Source organism: Pseudocitrobacter corydidari, from assembly GCF_021172065.1.
GTDB classification, from domain to species: Bacteria; Pseudomonadota; Gammaproteobacteria; order Enterobacterales; family Enterobacteriaceae; genus Pseudocitrobacter; species Pseudocitrobacter corydidari.
The window spans coordinates 3076615-3097618 of the sequence record NZ_CP087880.1; the positions used below are offsets into that span (position 1 = coordinate 3076615).

A 21004-nucleotide genomic window follows, 5' to 3' on the forward strand; every position below is an offset into this window, starting at 1 on the left:
CCACCGGCTAACCACCAGGACTATTTTGTGGGTGAATGCGCAATGGATATGGTTGGCGGGCAACACTTGCGTCAGATGTGGGACTGTCTGGCGGAAGTTTACGGTGAGAAAACGGCGCTGATAGTGGAATCCTGCGCGGGCGACGTGCAGCAATTCAGTTATGCATCGCTCAATGCGGAAATCACGCGCACAGCAAACCTGTTTCACGCGCTGGGCGTGCGTAAAGGCGACAAGGTTGCCCTGCATCTTGATAACTGCCCGGAGTTTATTTTCTGTTGGTTTGGGCTGGCCAAAATCGGCGCGATTATGGTGCCGATTAACGCGCGGTTGTTACAGGAAGAGAGCGCATGGATTTTACATCACTGCCAGGCACGCCTGCTGGTGACCTCCACACGTTTTTATCCGATGTATCGCCAGATTCGCGCGGCGCGCACCACCCAACTGGAAACGATCTGTCTGATAGATGGCGAAGACGAAGAGTTTGATTTTCAACGCCTGAAAGCGGAGCAACCCGCCACACTGCGCTATAGGCCACCGTTAAGCCCGGAAGATACCGCCGAAATTCTGTTTACCTCTGGCACCACGTCGCGCCCCAAAGGCGTGGTGATCACCCACTACAACCTGCGTTTCGCGGGCTATTACTCCTCCTGGCAGTGTGCGTTGCGCGCAGACGATGTTTATCTGACGGTGATGCCCGCGTTTCATATCGACTGTCAGTGTACCGCGGCGATGGCTGCCTTTTCGGCCGGGGCGACGTTTGTGCTGATTGAAAAATACAGCGCCCGCGCCTTCTGGGGGCAGGTTCGTCACTACGGCGCCACGGTCACGGAATGCATTCCGATGATGATCCGCACGCTGATGGTACAGCCACCTGCCCCGACCGACAGGCAGCATCGCCTGCGCGAAGTGATGTATTACCTGAATCTTTCGGTCGCGGAGAAAGACGCGTTTATCGAGCGCTTTGGCGTGCGGCTGCTCACCTCGTATGGCATGACTGAAACCATCGTCGGCATTATTGGCGACCGGCCTGGTGACAAACGGCGCTGGCCGTCGATTGGCCGCCCCGGTTTTTGCTATCAGGCGGAAATTCGTGATGACCAGAACCGGCCACTCCCGCCGGGTGAAATCGGTGAAATTTGCATTAAAGGCGAGCCGGGGAAGACGCTTTTTAAAGAGTACTATCTGCGCCCGGATGCCACCGCCAGCACATTACAGGCGGATGGCTGGCTGCACACGGGCGATTCCGGCTACTGCGACGACGAAGGCTTTTTCTATTTTATTGACCGCCGCTGCAACATGATTAAACGCGGGGGAGAAAACGTCTCCTGCGTCGAGCTGGAAAATATTATCGCCGCGCATCCCAAAATTCAGGACATCGTGGTGATTGGTATTAAAGACGATATTCGCGACGAAGCCATAAAAGCTTTTGTGGTACTCAATGAAGGCGAAACGTTAAGTCAGGAAGAGTTTTTTCACTTCTGCGAAACGCATATGGCGAAATTTAAAGTGCCGTCTTATATGGAGATCAGAACTGACCTGCCCCGGAACTGCTCAGGGAAAATAATTAAGAAGAACCTGAGATAACAACCACAGCGGCAGTCATGCCGCTGAATATTCTCTGAAAACAAAAACGCATCTGTTTTTGTGGGGCCGGTATTGCCCGCTGAAAACAGAAAAAGGAGTGGAACATGAGTGATTCATTACATCTGACCCGTAACGGCGCGATTCTGGAAATAACCCTCGACCGCCCGAAAGCCAATGCCATCGATGCAAAAACCAGTTTCGAAATGGGCGAAGTCTTTCTCAATTTCCGCGATGACCCGGAACTGCGCGTCGCCATTATTACCGGCGCGGGCGAGAAGTTTTTCTCTGCGGGATGGGACCTGAAAGCCGCCGCCGAAGGGGAAGCGCCAGATGCCGATTTTGGCCCTGGCGGATTCGCCGGATTAACCGAAATTTTCGACCTCGATAAACCGGTTATTGCTGCCGTGAACGGCTACGCCTTTGGCGGTGGCTTCGAACTGGCGCTGGCCGCTGATTTTATCCTGTGCGCAGATAACGCCAGCTTTGCCCTGCCGGAAGCCAAACTCGGTATCGTTCCGGACAGCGGCGGCGTGCTGCGTCTGCCGAAATATCTGCCTCCGGCAATCCTCAACGAAATGGTGATGACCGGGCGTCGCATGACGGCGGAAGAAGCGCAGCGCTGGGGCATCGTAAACCGCGTGGTGTCGCAGCCGGAACTGCTGGCAAGCGCCCGCGAACTGGCTCAGCAGTTGGTGCAAAGCGCCCCGCTGGCGCTGGCGGCGTTGAAAGAAATTTACCGCACCACCAGCGAAATGACCGTTGAAGAGGGTTACCGCTTCATGCGCAGCGGTGCATTAAAACATTACCCGGCGGTGCTGCATTCCGAAGACGCCATCGAAGGCCCATTAGCATTCGCCGAAAAACGCGAACCAGTGTGGAAGGGGCGTTAACCCGGCAACGCCCCGCAGGCCGGATAAAGCGTTTACGCCGCCACCCGGCAATGCCCCGTAGGCCGGATAAGGCGTTTACGCCGCCATCCGGCAACCCAAGGCACAGGAGTCAACATGAGCATATACGCCTTTGAAGGCCTGATCCCCGTCGTTCACCCGCAGGCTTACGTCCACCCCAGCGCAGTGTTGATTGGCGACGTCATTATCGGGGCGGGTGTCTACGTCGGCCCGCACGCCTCGCTGCGCGGCGATTACGGGCGGTTAATCCTTGAGGCCGGGTCAAACCTCCAGGATGGCTGCATCATGCATGGCTATTGCGACACGGATACCATCGTGCGCGAAAACGGCCATATCGGCCACGGCGCAATCCTTCACGGCTGCGTGATTGGCCGCGACGCGCTAGTCGGCATGAACAGCGTCATTATGGACGGCGCGGTGATTGGTGATGAAAGCATTGTCGCCGCCATGAGCTTTGTGAAAGCCGGTTATATCGGCGCGCCCCGGCAGATGCTGGTCGGCTCCCCGGCACGTTTTCTGCGAGAAGTGACCGACGAAGAGATGCGCTGGAAACGGCTCAACACGCAGGAATATCAGGATCTGGCAGCGCGCTGCAAAACGGGATTACGTTTAACCGAACCGTTAACCGAGAAGGAAGAAAATCGACCGCGCCTGAAGGGCACGACGGAGGTACAACCGAAACGCTGATGTTGCCGGATGGCGCGAAACCATCCGGCGATGCGGCCTTATCGACGCATACTCTTAGACAACATCATTTGCCATTTTTGCTCACGATTAAGCCCGGCTGGCGGTACCGCAGGTATGTGCGGCGTTTTCCTCACACCAGCCATTTTTTCCCGTACATGATGATTGACTCGCTCATACAGCTGAGAATCAATGGCCACCACTTTTACCAACCGCTGACACTGACACCCTCGCCCTTCCAGCTTATTGGGGATCATTTTGACTTCACAGCTAATTTCTCCCACCTCAGAGAGAATATAGGAAAGTGTATTAATCGCTTTGCTGTGTTCAATATCGAAATGAATGGAGATCTCTCTTGCGGTTACCCAACGATCTTCTGCCATGATCCATTCGGCAATTAACAAGTAGAGTGGCTTACCAACACATTGTTCACTCATATTCACACCATTTTTACGAATTAAAAATCTGTTATGGCCTGCTTACATTAAGCCACATTAAAATCAGGGTTATGTGAAATGGTAAGCGACTTAAATGTTGAGGGATGTGATCTAAATCGTGGTTGTTACAATGAAAAGAGATTAAGGCGCCAGGAATGTTCTGAAGGCGAAAAAAAACGGTTCCTTTACAGGAACCGTTTAATCAGACGAGAGAAATGCGCTTACTTGATGATTTGCGCGTGCATTTCCTGCACCGAAATCACTTTCTCTTTCGCATCCGCATTCAGCGCCATGGACGTTGCGAAACCGCCGTTCAGAGTGGTGTCGTAATGTACCTTGTACTGCAACGCGCTGCGGCGAATCAGCTTGGAGTCTTCAATTGCCTGACGACCCGCGGTGGTGTTGATGATGTAGGTATATTCGCCATTCTTGATACGGTCCTGAATGTGCGGACGACCTTCATGCACCTTGTTCACCAGACGTGGGTTGATACCCGCTTCGCCCAGCACAATCGCCGTGCCGTGCGTCGCGTCCAGCTCGAAGCCATGCTTCAGCAGTTTCGCCGCCAGGTCGACTACGCGCTCTTTGTCGCCTTCGCGCACGGAGAGCAGCGCGCGGCCCTGTTTCTTCATGGTGGAGTTACTGCCCAGCTGCGCTTTCGCAAAGGCTTCTGCGAACGTGCGGCCCACGCCCATCACTTCCCCGGTAGAGCGCATTTCTGGCCCCAACAGCGGGTCAACGCCCGGGAATTTGTTGAACGGCAGCACCACTTCTTTCACCGAGTAGTACGGCGGGATAATTTCTTTGGTCACGCCCTGCTCGGCCAGCGTTTTGCCTGCCATCACACGCGCCGCCACTTTCGCCAGCGGAACACCGGTGGCTTTAGAGACGAACGGTACGGTACGCGCCGCACGCGGGTTAACTTCAATCAGATAGACTTCGTTATCTTTTACCGCAAACTGCACGTTCATCAGGCCGCGCACCTGCAATTCGAAGGCCAGTTTCTGCACCTGCTGACGCATCACATCCTGAATTTCCTGGCTCAGCGTGTACGCTGGCAGAGAACATGCTGAGTCACCGGAGTGTACGCCCGCCTGCTCGATGTGCTCCATGATGCCGCCAATCAGCACCATTTCGCCGTCGCAGATAGCGTCCACGTCCACTTCTACCGCATCGTCGAGGAAGCGGTCGAGCAGTACCGGCGCGTCGTTAGAGACGCTGACGGCAGTCTGGAAGTAGCGTTTCAGGTCAGCTTCGTCGTAGACGATTTCCATCGCGCGGCCGCCAAGGACGTAGGACGGACGCACCACCAGCGGGTAGCCAATCTCTTTCGCTTTCTCAACCGCCATTTCGATAGCGGTGACGGTGGCGTTTGCCGGTTGTTTCAGTTTCAGACGGTCAACCGCATGCTGGAAGCGTTCACGGTCTTCCGCACGGTCGATAGCATCCGGGCTGGTACCGATAACCGGTACGCCAGCGGCTTCCAGCGCGCGCGCCAGTTTCAGCGGGGTCTGGCCGCCGTACTGAACGATAACGCCTTTCGGCTTCTCGATGCGCACGATTTCCAGCACATCTTCCAGAGTTACCGGTTCGAAGTAGAGACGGTCGGACGTGTCGTAGTCGGTGGAGACGGTTTCCGGGTTACAGTTAACCATGATGGTCTCGTAACCGTCTTCGCGCAGCGCCAGTGAGGCGTGTACGCAGCAGTAGTCGAATTCGATACCCTGACCGATACGGTTCGGACCGCCGCCGAGTACCATGATTTTGTCACGGTTAGACGGGTTGGATTCGCACTCTTCTTCATAGGTGGAGTACATGTACGCGGTGTCGGTGGCGAATTCGGCCGCGCAGGTATCCACACGCTTGTAGACCGGGTGCAGATTGTACTGGTCACGCAGCTTGCGGATTTCCGCTTCGCGCACGCCCGCCAGTTTAGCCAGGCGCGCATCGGCAAAGCCTTTGCGCTTCAGTGTACGCAGGAAATCTGCGTCGAGGCCGTTGATACCGACTTCCGCCACTTTCTCTTCCAGGCGCACCAGCTCTTCAATTTGAACCAGGAACCAGCGGTCGATGTTGGTCAGATTGAACACGCCGTCTACGGACAGGCCCGCACGGAACGCATCGGCGATATACCAGATACGCTCTGCGCCAGCGTCTTTCAGCTCGCGGCGGATTTTGGTCAGCGCTTCCGGGTCATCCAGGCTCACTTTCGGGTCGAAGCCAGTCGCGCCCACTTCCAGGCCACGCAGTGCTTTTTGCAGGGATTCCTGCTGCGTGCGGCCAATCGCCATCACTTCCCCGACGGATTTCATCTGAGTGGTCAGACGGTCGTTCGCACCGGCGAATTTCTCGAAGTTGAAGCGAGGAATTTTGGTCACAACGTAGTCGATGGACGGTTCGAAGGAAGCCGGAGTGCGGCCACCGGTGATGTCGTTCATCAGTTCGTCGAGGGTATAACCCACCGCCAGTTTCGCCGCCACTTTAGCAATCGGGAAGCCCGTCGCTTTCGATGCCAGTGCAGAGGAGCGAGACACGCGCGGGTTCATTTCGATAACAATCAGACGACCGTTTTTCGGGTTCACCGCGAACTGAACGTTGGAACCGCCGGTTTCGACGCCGATTTCGCGCAGTACCGCCATCGAGGCGTTACGCATGATTTGATATTCTTTGTCGGTCAGGGTCTGGGCTGGTGCGACAGTGATCGAGTCACCGGTGTGGATACCCATCGCATCGAAGTTTTCGATAGAGCAGACGATGATGCAGTTGTCGTTTTTATCACGCACCACTTCCATCTCGTACTCTTTCCAGCCGATCAGTGATTCATCAATCAGCAGCTCGTTGGTTGGGGAGAGATCCAGACCGCGTTCGCAGATTTCTTCGAACTCTTCGCGGTTATAAGCGATACCGCCACCAGTGCCGCCCATGGTAAAGGATGGACGGATGATGCAAGGGAAGCCAACGTCTGCGGCAACCGCCAGCGCTTCTTCCATGGTGTGCGCGATACCGGAACGTGCGGTATCGAGGCCGATTTTCTTCATCGCCACGTCAAAACGGCGGCGGTCTTCTGCTTTATCAATCGCGTCGGCGGTCGCGCCAATCATGGTCACGCCGAACTCTTCCAGCACGCCCTGACGTTCCAGTTCCAGCGCGCAGTTCAGCGCCGTCTGGCCGCCCATGGTCGGCAGCACCGCATCCGGGCGCTCTTTTTCAATAATCTTGCGCACCACTTCCCACTGAATCGGCTCGATATAGGTCGCATCTGCCATTTCCGGGTCGGTCATGATGGTTGCCGGGTTGGAGTTTACCAGAATGACGCGGTAACCCTCTTCACGCAGCGCTTTACACGCCTGGGCGCCGGAGTAGTCAAACTCACACGCCTGGCCGATAACAATCGGGCCCGCACCCAGAATCAGGATACTTTTTATGTCTGTACGTTTTGGCATGGCTCTTATAACTCCTGATTATTTCGCGGACTGACGATATTGCTCAATAAGCTCGATAAAGTGGTCGAACAGCGGTGCGGCATCGTGCGGGCCTGGGCTCGCTTCCGGGTGCCCCTGGAAACTGAACGCTGGCTTATCGGTACGGTGAATACCTTGCAGGGTGCCGTCGAACAGGGATTTATGCGTCACGCGCAGATTCGCAGGCAGCGTTGCTTCATCCACCGCGAAACCATGGTTCTGCGCGGTAATCATCACCACGTTCTTATCGATATCTTTCACCGGATGGTTGCCGCCGTGGTGGCCGAACTTCATCTTGATGGTCTTCGCACCGCTCGCCAGCGCCAGCAGCTGATGGCCAAGGCAGATGCCGAAGACCGGAATGTCGGTTTCGAGGAATTTCTGAATCGCGGTAATCGCGTAATCACACGGTGCCGGGTCGCCTGGGCCGTTGGAGAGGAACACACCGTCCGGGTTCATCTTCAGCACATCTTCCGCAGAAGTTTGCGCCGGAACGATGGTCAGGCGGCAGCCACGGTCAACCAGCATACGCAGAATATTGCGTTTCGCGCCAAAATCGTAGGCAACGACGTGGAATGGCAGCTCTTCTTCTTTTTTGGCTTCCGGCAGCTCTTCTGCCAGCGTCCAGCTACCCTGCGTCCAGCTGTAGGATTCGCGGGTGGTGACTTCTTTCGCCAGGTCCATTCCGTTCAGGCCCGGGAACGCACGCGCTTTTTCCAGCGCCAGCGCCGCATCGAGGTTATCCCCTGCGATGATGCAACCGTTCTGTGCACCCTTCTCGCGCAGCAGACGCGTCAGCTTACGGGTATCGATATCGGCAATCGCCACGATGTTATGACGTTTCAGGTAGGAAGAAAGGTCTTCAGTATTGCGGTAGTTGCTGGCAATCAGCGGCAGGTCGCGGATAACCAGACCCTGCGCATGAACCTGAGAAGACTCTTCGTCAGCAGCATTGGTGCCGACATTGCCGATATGAGGATAAGTAAGAGTAACGATTTGGCGAGAATAGGAAGGATCAGTGAGGATTTCTTGATAACCGGTCATTGAAGTATTGAAAACGACTTCCCCAACCGCCGAACCTGTTGCCCCTATGGCCCGACCGTGAAACTGGGTTCCGTCTTCCAGAACCAATAGCGCTGACTTAATCAAAACACCCTCCAGAGAATATTCACTCACTTTATTTGCATATTAATTCACAATGGTGACATAAATCAATGCAAATCTGCTTACCTTTGAATTTCTGGCAAACGGCGGCATTCTAGAGAGAGCCCAGACAAAAGTCTACCTTAAAGGGCATTTTTTATTATTATTTTGCGCCACTGGCTTTAACTGACGCTTTTAACAGGCAAAAAGATCACCTAACTCACATCAGAAAACGCTTGCGGGGCTGAAAGAATGTTAAAAAACGTTTGAGAGGAGAAAAAAGTAGACCGGATGGTCAAAATTTACATTTAAACAACCAATAACACCAGGATAAGTTATTATTTTATGCATTTCGCATACAAAACTATATGTAACCAATAAAATAAAGGGCGATAAAATATCGCCCTATGCAATCAATACCTTACCGACTGCAATACCACATCACGATGGGTAATAAATACTATAATTCATTAAGATTAAGCACATCACGCATATCAAAAAGACCGTTTTGCTTCGACTTGAGCCATAAAGCCGAACGCACCGCGCCATTGGCAAACGTCATGCGGCTGGACGCTTTGTGCGTAATCTCAACGCGTTCACCAATATCGGCGAACATCGCCGTATGTTCGCCGACGATATCGCCCGCACGCACGGTCGCAAAACCGATAGTGCCCGGCACGCGCTCACCGGTATAACCTTCACGGCTGTAAACCGCGCACTCTTTCAGATCTTTATTCAGCGCCGAGGCAATCGCCTCACCCATCGCCAGCGCCGTGCCTGATGGCGCATCCACTTTGTGACGATGGTGCGCTTCAATAATTTCGATGTCGGTATAGTCGCCCATCACTTTGGCCGCTTTCTCCAGCAGCTTCAGCATCACGTTCACACCCACGCTGAAGTTGGCGGCAAAGACAATCGCTATCTCCTGAGAAGCATCGCGAATAGCCTGCTTGCCGGCATCATCAAAACCGGTGGTCCCGATAACCATGCCTTTCCCGTGCTCACGGCAGAACGCCAGATGCGTCAGCGTGCCTTCCGGGCGGGTAAAATCGATAAACACATCAAAATCATCTTTAACCGCGTCGAGGCTGCTCTGAACGGTCACGCCCGTTTTCCCCGCACACGCCAGTTCGCCCGCATCACTGCCCAGCAGGCTGGAACCTTCGCGCTCCAGCGCCGCGCCCAACTGAACGCCGTCCATTGCAATCGCCGCCTGAATTAACTGGCGCCCCATACGTCCACCGGCCCCGGCAATGGCGACACGGATTTGTGCATCATGCATAGCTATTCTCTTTTGTTAATTTTGCGTAAACCGTTCTCAGAGTAACCAGCCCGCCCGGAGGCCGCCAGCCGAAAACGCCCATAATTAGAATTAAATGATAAACAGAGGGGAATATCAGTAAAAGCCATGATTCATCGGAAAGGACGAATCATGGCTAAAGCTGAAAGGTTAAGGCGTAAATCTAACGCTTTTACACCGTTCTAATGGAAAGTGTCTGAGTTATTGTCATTTCCCAACAGAATCATTCTCTGCGGAAAAAAGACACCTATGGCGCCAGGCGAAACATCTCCGCCACCCACGCTCGGAATCCGTCCACATCCAACCCCAGCGCAACCTGCACATTCGCCGGTTGGCCGAGTCGGCCCTCAATATCCACCACGGTGGTACCGGCGGTGTAGGTTCCCTGCGTCTCGACGGCAACAAAGCACGGTTTCAGGGTAAACAGTTCCGGTCGCACCAGCCACGCGATAGCGCAGAGATCGTGCATGCGCAGGCCGCTTTGCATACTGCCGCTGCGGTAGTGGCTGAACAGCGAATGCAGCATTTTGCCGGTTTTGTTGAGCGTCGGGAGGGTTGCCAGATAATCCGGCGTTAGTACCGCCTGGTTAGTCACATCCAGGCCGCACATCACAATTTCTAACCCGCTCTGGAATACCTGCGCAGCGGCTTCCGGGTCGATAGCGATGTTGAATTCGGCGTTTGGCGTGAAATTACCGCGCCCGGCAGATCCACCCATAATCACCAGGCGACGAATATTAAACTGGCACTCCGGATACTGAGAGAGCAGCAGCGCGATATTGGTGAGTGGGCCGATGGCGACCAGCGTGACAGGTTCAGGTGAGTGCATCAGCGCATCGCGAATGGCGATAAACGCCGGTTTCTCCAGCGGCTGGCGCTGATGTTCCATAAAATCGTAACCTTCCATGCCGGACTGCCCGTGCACATAGGCCGCATCGCGCAGCGGGCGCACCAGCGGCTTTGCCGCCCCCTGAGCCAGCGGAACGTTAGCCTCCCAGAAATGCAGCAACTGGAGAGCGTTACGCGTGGTCTTTTCGACGGAAACGTTGCCCGCCACAGTCGTCATTAGCTGGAGATCCAGTTCCGGGGCAAACAACGCAGCCGCAATGGCGGCGGCATCGTCGATGCCGGGGTCGGTATCAAGAATAATCGGCAGGCGCATATTTCCTCCATAAAAAAAATGCCAGACACTAAGTCTGGCATATTGTCATATTTATGAAGGGAATAACTTACTCGACTTCACGAACATCTACACGCAGCTCGCGCGGTACTTCAAAGACAATGTTCTCTTCGCGGCCTTCCAGTGGAATCGCTTCGCCGCCGCCGAGAGTTTGCAGGCGCGCAATCACATTCTGCACCAGAATATCCGGCGCAGATGCACCGGCGGTAACACCGACGCAGGCGGCGTCTTTCACCCACTCCTCCTGAATATCCGTCGCGTCATCAATCAGATAGGCGGCTTTGCCCATCCGCTGCGCCAGTTCAGCCAGACGGTTGGAGTTGGAGGAGTTTTTCGAACCCACGACCAGCACCACGTCAGCCTGTTCCGCCAGCGAACGCACGGCTTCCTGACGATTAGTGGTGGCGTAGCAGATATCATCTTTACGCGGGCCGACGATTTTCGGGAAGCGTTTACGCAGCGCGTCAATCACATCAGAGGTATCATCAACGGAGAGCGTGGTCTGGGTCATAAACGACAATTTGGCGTCGTTTTTAACATCCAGCGTCCAGACATCTTCCGGCGATTCCACCAGGTACATTCCCCCTTCCGGGTTGCTGTACTGGCCCATGGTGCCTTCCACTTCCGGGTGACCAGCATGGCCAATCAGAATGGATTCTTCACCACGGCGGCTGGCGCGGGCCACTTCCATATGGACTTTAGTCACCAGCGGGCAGGTAGCGTCGAAGACGGTCAGATCGCGACTTTTCGCTTCGTTGCGCACAGCCTGAGACACACCGTGAGCGGAGAAGATCAGGATGGCGCCATCCGGCACTTCGCTGATCTGTTCGATGAAAATCGCCCCGCGCTCGCGCAGGCTGTCGACCACATAACGGTTGTGTACGACTTCGTGACGCACGTAGATTGGCGCGCCATAAATCGCCAGCGCGTTTTCAACAATGCTGATAGCGCGGTCTACACCTGCGCAAAAACCGCGCGGGTTAGCCAACAGGATCTGCATTTCAGGCCTCCAGTACCGGATCGATCTCCAGTACTTCAATATCAAAATGAACGGTATGGTCAGCCAGCGGGTGGTTGAAATCAACGGTAATGGAGTCGCCGTTAATCTCGCGGATCACGCCTGGCATCTCGCTGCCATCCATAGCGGTAAAGAGCATGATTGCGCCGATTTCAGGTTCGCCCGCATCCATAAATTCGCGGCGGGAGAAGTACTGAATCAGGTCCGGTGTCGAGACGCCAAACGCGGCATCCGGCTCCAGAGAAAATTCTTTTTTGTCACCCGCTTTCAGGCCCAGCAGATGTTGTTCCAGCCCTTCAGAGAGCGAGCCATCGCCCAGGCGGAACAGCGCCGGTTTACCGTTGTTGCGGGTCGATTCGGCGGTAGAACCGTCATCGAGTTTCAGTGAGAAATGCACCAGAACGGCGCTGTTGCTCTGTACAGATTCAGACATGCAGGTTTGCTCTTTAAAATGGCGCCGCCTGTCTGCCCGGTGGCGCTACGCTTACCGGGCCTACAAGGATCGCAATAATTGTAGGCCGGATTAGCGCAAGCGCCATCCGGCATTTTTTTATGCGGCTTTTTTCTCTTTGGAAGGTAAGAAACCTTCCAGCACGATCAACGCCGCGCCGACGCAGATTGCGCTATCGGCCAGGTTGAAGGTGGCAAAGTGCCAGTCGCCGACGTAGAAGTCGATCATATCGACCACGAAGCCGTGCCACAGGCGGTCGAACAGGTTGCCCAGCGCGCCGCCAATAATCAGCGCATAGGCGATGTTATTGAGCTTCTGAGTGGCCTTCGAGCGGTACATCAGCACCGTCAGCGCCACGCAGATACCAATAGCGATACCTGCGAAGAACCAACGCTGCCAGCCGCCGCTGTCGGCGAGGAAGCTAAACGCCGCGCCATAGTTACGCGCATAATGCAGATTAAGCGACGGGAACAGCGGTACCGTATCCCCCAGAGCAAAGTTCTGGAGGATCAGGAATTTGCTGCCCAGATCGATAATCAGCACGACCACCACCAGCCACAGCCAGCGTAGCCCTGTTGAACACATCGATTTACTCATCAGGCAAACTTACGTTTTTCACCGTCACCGGCGATGTTGCTGACACAGCGTCCGCAGATATCTGCGTGTTCCGCCACCTTGCCGATGTCCTGAGTGTAATGCCAGCAGCGCGGGCACTTCTCACCTTCGGCTTTGCTCAGCGCCACTTTCAGCCCTTTGAGCAGTTCGCTCTGCTGAGCATCAGCAGGTGCGGCACTATATTCCGCAACGTTGGCACCGGAGGTCAACAGGACAAATCGCAGTTCTTCGCCCAGCGCGGTCAGTTTCGCCGCCAGTTCTGGTTCCGCGTACAGGGTCACTGCCGCTTCCAGAGAGCCGCCAACTTTCTTATCCGCACGCGCCTGTTCGATAACCTTGTTCACTTCGCCACGCACCTGCAGCAGAACGTCCCAGAAGCCGTCGTTCATAGCTTCGGTTTCGCCCAGGCCAAACAGGCCTTCATACCATTCACCGGTGAACACGTATTTCTCGCGGTCGCCCGGCAGGTAGCCCCAGATTTCATCTGCGGTGAAGGACATGATCGGCGCCATCCAGCGCACCAGCGCTTCGGCAATGTGGTACAGCGCAGTCTGGCAGCTACGGCGCGCCACGCTGTCCGCTTTCGCGGTGTACTGGCGGTCTTTGATGATGTCGAGATAGAACGAGCCCATTTCAACGGAGCAGAAGCGCATCAGACGCTGTACCACTTCGTGGAAATCGTAGGATTCGTAGGCTTTCAGGATATCTTCCTGCGCTTCTTTCGCACAGCCAACCGCCCAGCGATCCAACACCACCATCTCTTCCGGTTTCACCATGTCTTTCAGCGGATCGAACCCGTTCAGGTTCGCCAGCAGGAAGCGCGCGGTGTTACGGATACGGCGATAGCTGTCGGCAGCACGTTTCAGGATTTCATCAGAAACGGCCATTTCACCGGTGTAGTCGGTCGATGCCACCCACAGACGCAGGATATCCGCGCCGAGTTTGTTCATCACGTCCTGCGGAGAAACGGTGTTACCGATAGATTTAGACATCTTACGGCCCTGACCATCGACGGTGAAGCCGTGAGTCAGTACCTGGCGGTAAGGCGCTTTGCCTTTCATCGCCGTGGAGATCATCAAAGAAGACATGAACCAGCCGCGATGCTGGTCAGAACCTTCCAGATACATATCCGGCGTATGGCCGCCAAATTCCGGGCGCGCATCAACCACGGAGTAGCTGGTTGACCCGGAGTCAAACCACACGTCCAGAGTATCCGGCACTTTCACGTAGTTGTCTGCGTCATCGCCGAGGATGTCACGCGGGTCGAGATCCCACCACGCCTGAATACCGTCTTTCTCAACGTATTTTGCAACTTCTTCGATCAGTTCAGTGGTACGCGGGTGCAGCTCTTCGGTGTCTTTGTGCACGAACAGCGACATCGGCACACCCCAGGTACGCTGACGGGAGATACACCAGTCAGGGCGGTTTGCCACCATCGATTCGATGCGCGCTTTACCCCAGGCAGGGATCCAGCCGCTCAGATTCTCTTTCGCCAGACCATCCTGCTCAATGCGGTCGATCTCTTTGAGCGACTGAATACGCAGGCCTTTTTGATCCATGCTGATGAACCACTGCGGAGTCGCACGGAAGATGATCGGCGTTTTGTGACGCCAGCAGCAAGGGTAGCTGTGCTGCATTTTTTCTACGTGCAGCAGTGCGCCTTTCTCTTGCAGCAGCTCAACAATTTTATCATTCGCTTTGAAGACGTTAACACCGTCCAGACCTGGGTAAGTACCCGCCAGGTAAGCGCCGTCCGGGCCAACCGGGTTGGCGATTTCCAGACCGTATTTCTGGCTGATGGTGTAGTCGTCCGGGCCGTGACCACCAGCGGTATGTACCGCACCGGTACCCGCGTCCAGCGTAACGTGGTCGCCCAGAATCGCCGGTACGTCGAAGCCCATGAACGGATGCTGGAAGCGCATCAGTTCAAGCTCTGCGCCGTTTACGGTGCCCAGCACGGTGTAATCCGCCGCGTTGATGCGTTTCATTACGCCATCGAGCAGATCTTTCGCCACGATAACGGCCTGGCCGTCAACCTGCACCAGCGCATAGTCGAACTCTTTGGAAAGCGAAATTGCGCGGTTCGCTGGCAGCGTCCACGGGGTGGTGGTCCAGATAACCAGAGACACCGGGCCGTTGACGTTGGCAACACCGAATTTCGCTTTTACCGCATCCGCGTCAACCGCGTGGAAGGCCACGTCGATGGACGGAGAGGTTTTGTCATAGTATTCCACTTCTGCTTCAGCCAGCGCGGAACGGCAGTCGACGCACCAGTGAACCGGCTTCGCTCCTTTCAGCATGTGGCCGTTATGGATGATTTTACCGAGCGCACGAATGATGTTGGCTTCGGTTTTGAAATCCATGGTCAGGTACGGGTGCTGCCAGTCGCCCAGCACGCCCAGACGGATGAAGTCTTTACGCTGACCATCCACCTGGCCTGCTGCGTATTCACGGCATTTCGCGCGGAATTCTGCGGCGGTAAACTTCTCGCCCGGCTTACCGAACTCTTGCTCGACTTTCAGCTCAATCGGCAGGCCGTGGCAGTCCCAGCCCGGTACGTACGGAGAGTCGTAACCCGTCAGACCTTTGGACTTAATAATAATGTCTTTGAGAATCTTGTTTACAGAGTGACCAATATGAATGCTGCCATTCGCATAAGGAGGGCCATCATGCAGAATGAAGGTTTTTTTGCCCTTTTTCGCGGCACGAATGATGCCGTACAGGTCATCTTCGGTCCAACGCGCCAGCATTCCCGGTTCGCGCTTGGCGAGATCGCCGCGCATCGGGAACCCTGTTTCCGGCAAATTCAGGGTAGATTTATAGTCACTCATTAGATTCTCGATTCCGTATTTAAACGTATTCAGGCATTAAGCCGGTTTTGAAAGCCCAAAAAATTCGCGGGCCGTTAATTCGTCACGCGCGATTTGCGCTTTAAGCTCATCCAGCGATGCAAATCGCTGCTCATTGCGTATTTTTTTACGCAGGATAACGTCTATATGGCGACCGTAGAGGTCCATTACAACGTCCAACAGATGCACTTCCAGTTGCTGACGCACGCCCGCAACCGTTGGGCGGGTACCAATATTGGCGACACCTGTATAAGATTTGTCGCCAAGCCCCGTCACTTCTACCGCATAAACCCCTTTAACCGGGGAGACCTGACGACGCAGCGGTAAATTCGCCGTCGGGAAACCGATGGTGCGCCCCAATTCATCGCCGTGCACTACGCGCCCGGAGATAGTAAAAGGATGCCCCAGTAAATTTTCAGCCAGTTCGAGCTGGTCATCCGCCAGCGCCTGGCGCACGGCGGTGCTGCTGATGCGCACGCCACCTTCGCAGAAGGTTTGTGTACTGGTGACATCAAAGCCAAACTCAGCGCCCGCCTTCTGTAATAACAAGAAATCACCCTGACGACCAGCGCCAAAGCGGAAATCATCACCCACAGCCAAAAACTGTACGCCTAAACGCTTCACCAGCAGGGTGCGGATAAAGTCCTGCGCGCTCAGCGCGGCAAAGCGGCGATCAAAACGCAGACAGACGACATAATCGACACCGCTCTCGGCCAGATAGCGTAGCTTTTCACGCAGACGCGTCAGACGCGCGGGGGACTTATCGCCCGCAAACAGCTCCAGCGGCTGCGGTTCGAAAATCATTACCACGACAGGCAGATTACGCGCACGCCCTTCGGCACGCAGACCCTGTAGCAACGCCTGGTGGCCACGATGCACACCGTCGAAATTTCCAATGGTCAGCACACACCCGTGCGGGGCCTGACTGAGATTTTGTATGCCGCGTATCAGCTTCATGTCTGGCTCAAAAGAGTGAAAATCGCCAAAGTATACCTTGTACAGCAGTCGACGTTAACCGGCGATTGCACCTTGTACAGGGAAAGAGACAATGATTTCATCAGCATCACGATAAAAGGCAAGAAAATCTGTGCCGGTCGTGCGAATTTTATGCCGGAAAGGCTGTATTCATCGACCACAAGCTGGTAGAATCCTGCGCCATCAATACGTAATGAAGCGTTGATACATTAACGGCGCTTATTTGCACAAATCCATTGACAAAAGAAGGCTAAACGGGCATATTCCTCGGCCTTTGAATTGTCCATATAGAACACATTTGGGAGTTGGACCTTGGCTAATATCAAATCAGCTAAGAAGCGCGCCGTTCAGTCTGAAAAGGCTCGCAAGCACAACGCAAGCCGTCGCTCTATGATGCGTACTTTCATCAAGAAAGTATACGCAGCAATCGAAGCTGGCGACAAAGCTGCTGCAGTTAAAGCATTTAACGAAATGCAACCGATCGTGGACCGTCAGGCTGCTAAAGGTCTGATCCACAAAAACAAAGCTGCGCGTCATAAAGCAAACCTGACCGCTCAGATCAACAAACTGGCTTAATCGCCTGCTTGTTATCGCTTTGTTGAAAAAACCCGCCTCGTGCGGGTTTTTTTACGTCTGTATTTTATTGCGGCAGCGCAAATAGCGCAGAATAATCCCGGTTACAAATCCGCTGCACCGCCGGATGCTGAATCATTCTCTCAGCAAATATGGCGTGGTACTCCTCCATAACACTCTCCATTCTGCCAATCTCGATAATGTTTTCATCGGCAAAGAAATCGTGCCCGTAAAGCGTGGGGGCCACGAAAATCGCATTGTGAGCCGAGCCGAACGCTTTCATCAGTGCCGCATCGTCAAACTCGCCGAGGATTTCGACCTTCAGCCCCTGGGTGTTAAACCAGTTCAATAGCTTGCGCCCAAGCATCGAGCGGCGACCCGGTATTAGCAAACGACGCTCTTCCAGGCAGGCGGGAAACGCTTTTTCCGGCGGCGGGTTCATGCACCAAAAACTAACGCCACATTCGCCAATCTTCACCGAAAACAGCCCTTCCTGCTGGGTGGAATCGATCGGACAATCGGAGATAATCATATCCAGCTTATGCTGGCTGAGCTGCTCCAGCAGCATCTCGTGCGTGGACTCAAAGCAGCGCAGATGGATTTGTTCATCTTCCACCACGGCGGCGTCCAGCACGCCGCTCACCAGCCGTTTAGATAACGCATCCGCCACGCCCACATCAAACAGCAAATTCGACTCTTTGCGGTAGTTGATGATATCGAGCATCTCCTGGCTCAGGGTGAACATCTTATCGGCGTAGCGAAATACCAGTTCCCCCAGTTCGCTGGGCTCAATGCCTCGGCCTTTGCGTTTAAAGAGCTTGCCCTGCAAACGCTCTTCAAGGGCTTTGATCTGCCCGGTAATGGTCTGCGGCGTCAGATACAGCGCCTCTGCCGCGCCGACGACCGAGCCCTCTTTATAGACATGCCAGAAGTAGTAGAGATGGTTGTAGTTAATGTGCGACATCTATGGTTTCCTCCCTGAAATGTTATCGCGCCGGATGGCAACGTAGCCATCCGGCAAATCATTCACGCTAATTATGCCTGCTCAGGCTTGAGATGCATACGCAGCAAACTGTATCCCACTACTGCCGACAGCAGCGAGCCCAGCAGAATGCCCAGCTTGGCCCAGGTGATCAGCTCTGGATCGACCGCGCCAAACGCGAGGCTGGCGATAAAGATAGACATAGTAAAGCCGATGCCGCACAGCAAACCAACCGCCATGATCTGCGAGAAGTTTGCCCCTTCCGGCAGACGCGCCAGCTTAAGCTTCAGCGCCAGCCAGCAGAACAGGGAAATCCCCAGCGGCTTACCGATAAACAGGCCGGCAATAATGCCCAGCGGCAGTAGTGAGGTCAGCCCTTCCAGCGTCACGCCCTGCAAGGATACGCCCGCATTGGCAAAGGCGAACAGCGGCAGAATCATAAACGCTACCCAGGGATGCAGCACATGCTCCAGCTGTTTGGCCGGTGATTTACCGTTTTCCGTTTTCAGCGGAATAAAGAAGCCGACAATCACCCCGGCAAGCGTGGCGTGCACGCCCGATTTCAGCACTGCCGTCCACAGGATAACCCCCACCAGAATATAGAGCCCGGTGCGACGCACACCGCTGACATTCAGGATAGCCAGCACCGCAATGGCCGCCGCCGCAATCGCCAGGGACAACAGCGACAGGTCATGGGTATAAAACAGCGCAATAATAACGATCGCGCCCAGGTCATCGATAATCGCCAGCGCCATCAGGAAGATTTTTAACGACGCCGGTACGCGACTGCCGAGCAGCGCCAGCACACCCAGGGCAAAAGCGATATCTGTCGCCGCCGGGATCGCCCAACCGCTGCTGGCAACAGGATCCTGGAAGTTGAACGCCAGATAGACCAGCGCTGGCACCACCATACCGCCCAGGGCAGCCACCACCGGAAAAATCGCCTGACGACGGGTCGCCAGCGCGCCTTCAACCATCTCGCGCTTGACCTCAAGGCCAATCAACAGGAAGAAGACCGCCATCAACGCATCGTTGATCCACAGCAGCATGTTTTTATTGATTTCAAGGGCGCCCACTTTCAACTGGACCGGCGTGTCCAGGAACGCATGGTAGAGACCGCTGGTCGCGCCCATGTTAGCCAGAAGCATGGCGAGGCTCGCCGCAATAATCAGGATAATCCCGCCAGAAGCATCACTATGAAAGAAACGCTGTAAATGTTTCACTTTTACTCTCTCTTTTACTGCTTATTCATCGATTAAACTAGGGTATCGTGAAAGAAAGATCGGTAAAATCAGTTTATATCTGGATTATAACTCGAAAATTACGATCTGTAAGGAGTCTTCAAATGGCTTTAATACCTCCTTACTTAGCGCCTATTTACCTGAAAGGGGAAATCCTTAAAAAAACGTTTTACCAGCCCGCCAAACAATTTGAGTATAGGGCCGGCAAAAAAACCGCCTAATCCTGCAGAGAGCAAAACAAAGTTAAAACTACATCCTTTCTCAATAGCAACCGCACTCAGCAGAAAGCTGGTAAAGCAGGAAACCACCATTTGTTTTAAACAACTCGCAATCCCTTCAGCCGCGCTTTTCGCTGTCCGGGTCTTTTTCCTGATAATATAGTTAACCAGCCCCCCCCACGCACCTGTTGCAACAAGGGTGAAAAAAACTTCAACTTCAAGTAAAACGACCTTAGACGTTTCAAGATGATTACTAATAGTCATATACGTTTCCTGTATCAATATTCCAGCATGCTAAGCAAACATTGATATCGTATGAATGCTTGATGCACATCATCAGCACATTGTTTAAAAAGGGGATAAAGATTCTTTATCCCTCTATCAACTCAGCAACTAATAATTAGTCAGTAATAATTATCTCTGCAGAAGCGTCATCAGTTGTCGTGATATCAAACACACCTTTATTCCCATATTGATCATAGAGCGTTACGCTAATAGTTGTTGAAAAATCAACATCTACGCCAGCATGAAAACCATCAATGCGGGTGAAGCAAACCTGGCCGGCTCTTTCGTTTTTTGTGAAGGTGTAGACGATTCCATCAGGCCCCTTTACCTGTAACACCTTGCCGGAATTCTGCCCGTCAACATAAATTCGGGTATAGTGGGCACTATCTTCTTGATACTGAGTACGAAGTACTAAATCAGTAGTATCGGGATAAACAACCTTTTTGATATATAAATTTTTATCTTTGATAAGCATAGAAAAAACTATGCTTATTGATATCCCAATGCGTGTTAATAATTTCCCCACCTACGGTTTCAATATTGGCACTATTGCAAAAGAACATATCACTCGTGGTATAGGTTTTCTCCGAAACGGGAGTTAATACTACGCAAGAGTCATATCCTCCATTATTCGCCGTATCGTAAGTAGTTTTGTCGCCATCGAACAGCATGGCAGCAATGGATTTGGTTGCATAAACATTATGTTCGACTGAGACCCGCAGCAAAAAACTTTGTGGGGTAAGATAGCCGGGGCCCCCTGCACTTTTGAGTTTGAGGGTGTCCACTGTATCACTTGACCTCGAATAATGATCCAGGAGAATCCCATCTGAGATAAACTCTCCATTTCCGGCACCGACATGCCAACCGGCCCTCTCAATTGATTCGCGTGTATAATAGTCGCAAAGCGAGAGAGATGAATTAATTTCAGAGTCAGACAGAAAAATTTGCGCCCCATTATCATCAAGCGCAATGAAACTTACGACAACTTCAACTTCATTACGCGCATTAGCATAGATAAGACCGTTTTGAATGTTACTACGCAAAGAAACCTTTAAGAACGATAGATATGAGAAATTTTTTGACATCTTATTAACCTTTAA

19 protein-coding genes and 1 pseudogene are annotated in these 21004 nt (G+C 53.7%); 4 read left to right on the forward strand and 16 right to left on the reverse strand.

What is annotated here, in order from left to right:
• The first annotated feature begins 42 nt into the window (after positions 1-42).
• From caiC to caiE, 3 genes are all read left to right on the forward strand, one after another.
• A complete protein-coding gene (gene caiC, locus G163CM_RS14335) occupies positions 43-1584 on the forward strand; it encodes a crotonobetaine/carnitine-CoA ligase (protein ID WP_231828381.1) in 1542 nt (513 codons plus the stop codon).
• A 104-nt stretch (positions 1585-1688) separates the two neighbouring features.
• On the forward strand, positions 1689-2474 hold the full coding sequence (gene caiD / locus G163CM_RS14340; protein ID WP_231825412.1) for a crotonobetainyl-CoA hydratase: 786 nt from the start codon (positions 1689-1691) through the stop codon (positions 2472-2474).
• 114 nt (positions 2475-2588) lie between these two features.
• On the forward strand, positions 2589-3179 hold the full coding sequence (gene caiE / locus G163CM_RS14345) for a carnitine operon protein CaiE (RefSeq protein WP_231825413.1): 591 nt from the start codon (positions 2589-2591) through the stop codon (positions 3177-3179).
• Positions 3180-3217: 38 nt separating this feature from the next.
• Here caiE and caiF read toward each other — a convergent pair whose 3' ends face one another.
• From caiF to G163CM_RS14400, 11 genes and pseudogenes are all read right to left on the reverse strand, one after another.
• On the reverse strand, positions 3218-3613 hold the full coding sequence (caiF, locus tag G163CM_RS14350; RefSeq protein WP_015965975.1) for a carnitine metabolism transcriptional regulator CaiF: 396 nt from the start codon (positions 3611-3613) through the stop codon (positions 3218-3220).
• Positions 3614-3834: 221 nt separating this feature from the next.
• The gene (gene carB / locus G163CM_RS14355; protein ID WP_231825414.1) at positions 3835-7056 is read right to left on the reverse strand and encodes a carbamoyl-phosphate synthase large subunit; all 3222 of its coding nucleotides are present in this window, start codon (positions 7054-7056) and stop codon (positions 3835-3837) included.
• Between the two features lie 18 nt (positions 7057-7074).
• Positions 7075-8223 (reverse strand): glutamine-hydrolyzing carbamoyl-phosphate synthase small subunit, encoded by a 1149-nt coding sequence (gene carA / locus G163CM_RS14360; protein ID WP_015965977.1) that lies wholly within the window; start codon positions 8221-8223, stop codon positions 7075-7077.
• Between the two features lie 454 nt (positions 8224-8677).
• The gene (gene dapB, locus G163CM_RS14365; RefSeq protein ID WP_231825415.1) at positions 8678-9499 is read right to left on the reverse strand and encodes a 4-hydroxy-tetrahydrodipicolinate reductase; all 822 of its coding nucleotides are present in this window, start codon (positions 9497-9499) and stop codon (positions 8678-8680) included.
• A 265-nt stretch (positions 9500-9764) separates the two neighbouring features.
• Positions 9765-10679 carry a ribonucleoside hydrolase RihC gene (gene rihC, locus G163CM_RS14370; RefSeq protein ID WP_231825416.1) on the reverse strand — a complete coding sequence of 305 codons (915 nt, stop codon included), beginning with the start codon at positions 10677-10679 and terminating at the stop codon, positions 9765-9767.
• A 67-nt stretch (positions 10680-10746) separates the two neighbouring features.
• Positions 10747-11697, reverse strand: coding sequence for a 4-hydroxy-3-methylbut-2-enyl diphosphate reductase (gene ispH / locus G163CM_RS14375; RefSeq protein ID WP_015965980.1), 951 nt, complete (start codon positions 11695-11697; stop codon positions 10747-10749).
• A 1-nt stretch (position 11698) separates the two neighbouring features.
• On the reverse strand, positions 11699-12148 hold the full coding sequence (fkpB, locus tag G163CM_RS14380; protein WP_015965981.1) for an FKBP-type peptidyl-prolyl cis-trans isomerase: 450 nt from the start codon (positions 12146-12148) through the stop codon (positions 11699-11701).
• Positions 12149-12265: 117 nt separating this feature from the next.
• Positions 12266-12763 carry a signal peptidase II gene (gene lspA / locus G163CM_RS14385; protein ID WP_041686323.1) on the reverse strand — a complete coding sequence of 166 codons (498 nt, stop codon included), beginning with the start codon at positions 12761-12763 and terminating at the stop codon, positions 12266-12268.
• Positions 12763-15612: an isoleucine--tRNA ligase gene (gene ileS, locus G163CM_RS14390; RefSeq protein WP_231825417.1), complete on the reverse strand. Its 2850-nt coding sequence runs from the start codon at positions 15610-15612 to the stop codon at positions 12763-12765. Before ileS ends, lspA begins: the two co-directional genes overlap by 1 nt.
• A 36-nt stretch (positions 15613-15648) precedes the next feature.
• Positions 15649-16587 (reverse strand): bifunctional riboflavin kinase/FAD synthetase, encoded by a 939-nt coding sequence (gene ribF, locus G163CM_RS14395; protein WP_015965984.1) that lies wholly within the window; start codon positions 16585-16587, stop codon positions 15649-15651.
• A 7-nt stretch (positions 16588-16594) separates the two neighbouring features.
• Positions 16595-16811, reverse strand: a pseudogene (locus tag G163CM_RS14400) (DUF2575 domain-containing protein).
• A gap of 106 nt (positions 16812-16917) precedes the next feature.
• On the opposite strand from G163CM_RS14400, the gene rpsT reads away from it, so the two are divergent.
• Positions 16918-17181, forward strand: a complete 264-nt coding sequence (gene rpsT / locus G163CM_RS14405) for a 30S ribosomal protein S20 (protein ID WP_041686324.1) — start codon at positions 16918-16920, stop codon at positions 17179-17181.
• Between the two features lie 64 nt (positions 17182-17245).
• On the opposite strand, the gene nhaR is transcribed toward rpsT, so the two are convergent.
• The 5 genes from nhaR to G163CM_RS14430 all read right to left on the reverse strand — a co-directional run bounded on the left by nhaR (position 17246) and on the right by G163CM_RS14430 (position 20989).
• Positions 17246-18142, reverse strand: a complete 897-nt coding sequence (gene nhaR, locus G163CM_RS14410; RefSeq protein ID WP_015965986.1) for a transcriptional activator NhaR — start codon at positions 18140-18142, stop codon at positions 17246-17248.
• Between the two features lie 71 nt (positions 18143-18213).
• Complete coding sequence (nhaA, locus tag G163CM_RS14415; protein ID WP_231825418.1) at positions 18214-19383, reverse strand: Na+/H+ antiporter NhaA; 1170 nt, start codon at positions 19381-19383, stop codon at positions 18214-18216.
• 143 nt (positions 19384-19526) lie between these two features.
• Entirely contained in the window at positions 19527-19883 is a 357-nt protein-coding gene (locus G163CM_RS14420; RefSeq protein WP_231825419.1) for a phage holin family protein, read from the reverse strand.
• A gap of 136 nt (positions 19884-20019) precedes the next feature.
• On the reverse strand, positions 20020-20379 hold the full coding sequence (locus G163CM_RS14425; RefSeq protein WP_231825420.1) for a hypothetical protein: 360 nt from the start codon (positions 20377-20379) through the stop codon (positions 20020-20022).
• The gene (locus G163CM_RS14430; RefSeq protein WP_231825421.1) at positions 20363-20989 is read right to left on the reverse strand and encodes a hypothetical protein; all 627 of its coding nucleotides are present in this window, start codon (positions 20987-20989) and stop codon (positions 20363-20365) included. The genes G163CM_RS14425 and G163CM_RS14430 overlap by 17 nt, the downstream gene beginning before the upstream one ends.
• Between the last annotated feature and the right edge of the window lie 15 nt (positions 20990-21004).

Coding starts and splice junctions, on each gene's coding strand:
- caiC (WP_231828381.1), top strand. CDS start 43: ATGGATATGGTTGGCGGGCAACACTTGCGTCAGATGTGGGACTGTCTG.
- caiD (WP_231825412.1), top strand. CDS start 1,689: ATGAGTGATTCATTACATCTGACCCGTAACGGCGCGATTCTGGAAATA.
- caiE (WP_231825413.1), top strand. CDS start 2,589: ATGAGCATATACGCCTTTGAAGGCCTGATCCCCGTCGTTCACCCGCAG.
- caiF (WP_015965975.1), bottom strand. CDS start 3,613: ATGAGTGAACAATGTGTTGGTAAGCCACTCTACTTGTTAATTGCCGAA.
- carB (WP_231825414.1), bottom strand. CDS start 7,056: ATGCCAAAACGTACAGACATAAAAAGTATCCTGATTCTGGGTGCGGGC.
- dapB (WP_231825415.1), bottom strand. CDS start 9,499: ATGCATGATGCACAAATCCGTGTCGCCATTGCCGGGGCCGGTGGACGT.
- rihC (WP_231825416.1), bottom strand. CDS start 10,679: ATGCGCCTGCCGATTATTCTTGATACCGACCCCGGCATCGACGATGCC.
- ispH (WP_015965980.1), bottom strand. CDS start 11,697: ATGCAGATCCTGTTGGCTAACCCGCGCGGTTTTTGCGCAGGTGTAGAC.
- fkpB (WP_015965981.1), bottom strand. CDS start 12,148: ATGTCTGAATCTGTACAGAGCAACAGCGCCGTTCTGGTGCATTTCTCA.
- lspA (WP_041686323.1), bottom strand. CDS start 12,763: ATGAGTAAATCGATGTGTTCAACAGGGCTACGCTGGCTGTGGCTGGTG.
- ileS (WP_231825417.1), bottom strand. CDS start 15,612: ATGAGTGACTATAAATCTACCCTGAATTTGCCGGAAACAGGGTTCCCG.
- ribF (WP_015965984.1), bottom strand. CDS start 16,587: ATGAAGCTGATACGCGGCATACAAAATCTCAGTCAGGCCCCGCACGGG.
- nhaR (WP_015965986.1), bottom strand. CDS start 18,142: ATGTCGCACATTAACTACAACCATCTCTACTACTTCTGGCATGTCTAT.
- G163CM_RS14420 (WP_231825419.1), bottom strand. CDS start 19,883: ATGACTATTAGTAATCATCTTGAAACGTCTAAGGTCGTTTTACTTGAA.
- G163CM_RS14425 (WP_231825420.1), bottom strand. CDS start 20,379: ATGCTTATCAAAGATAAAAATTTATATATCAAAAAGGTTGTTTATCCC.
- G163CM_RS14430 (WP_231825421.1), bottom strand. CDS start 20,989: ATGTCAAAAAATTTCTCATATCTATCGTTCTTAAAGGTTTCTTTGCGT.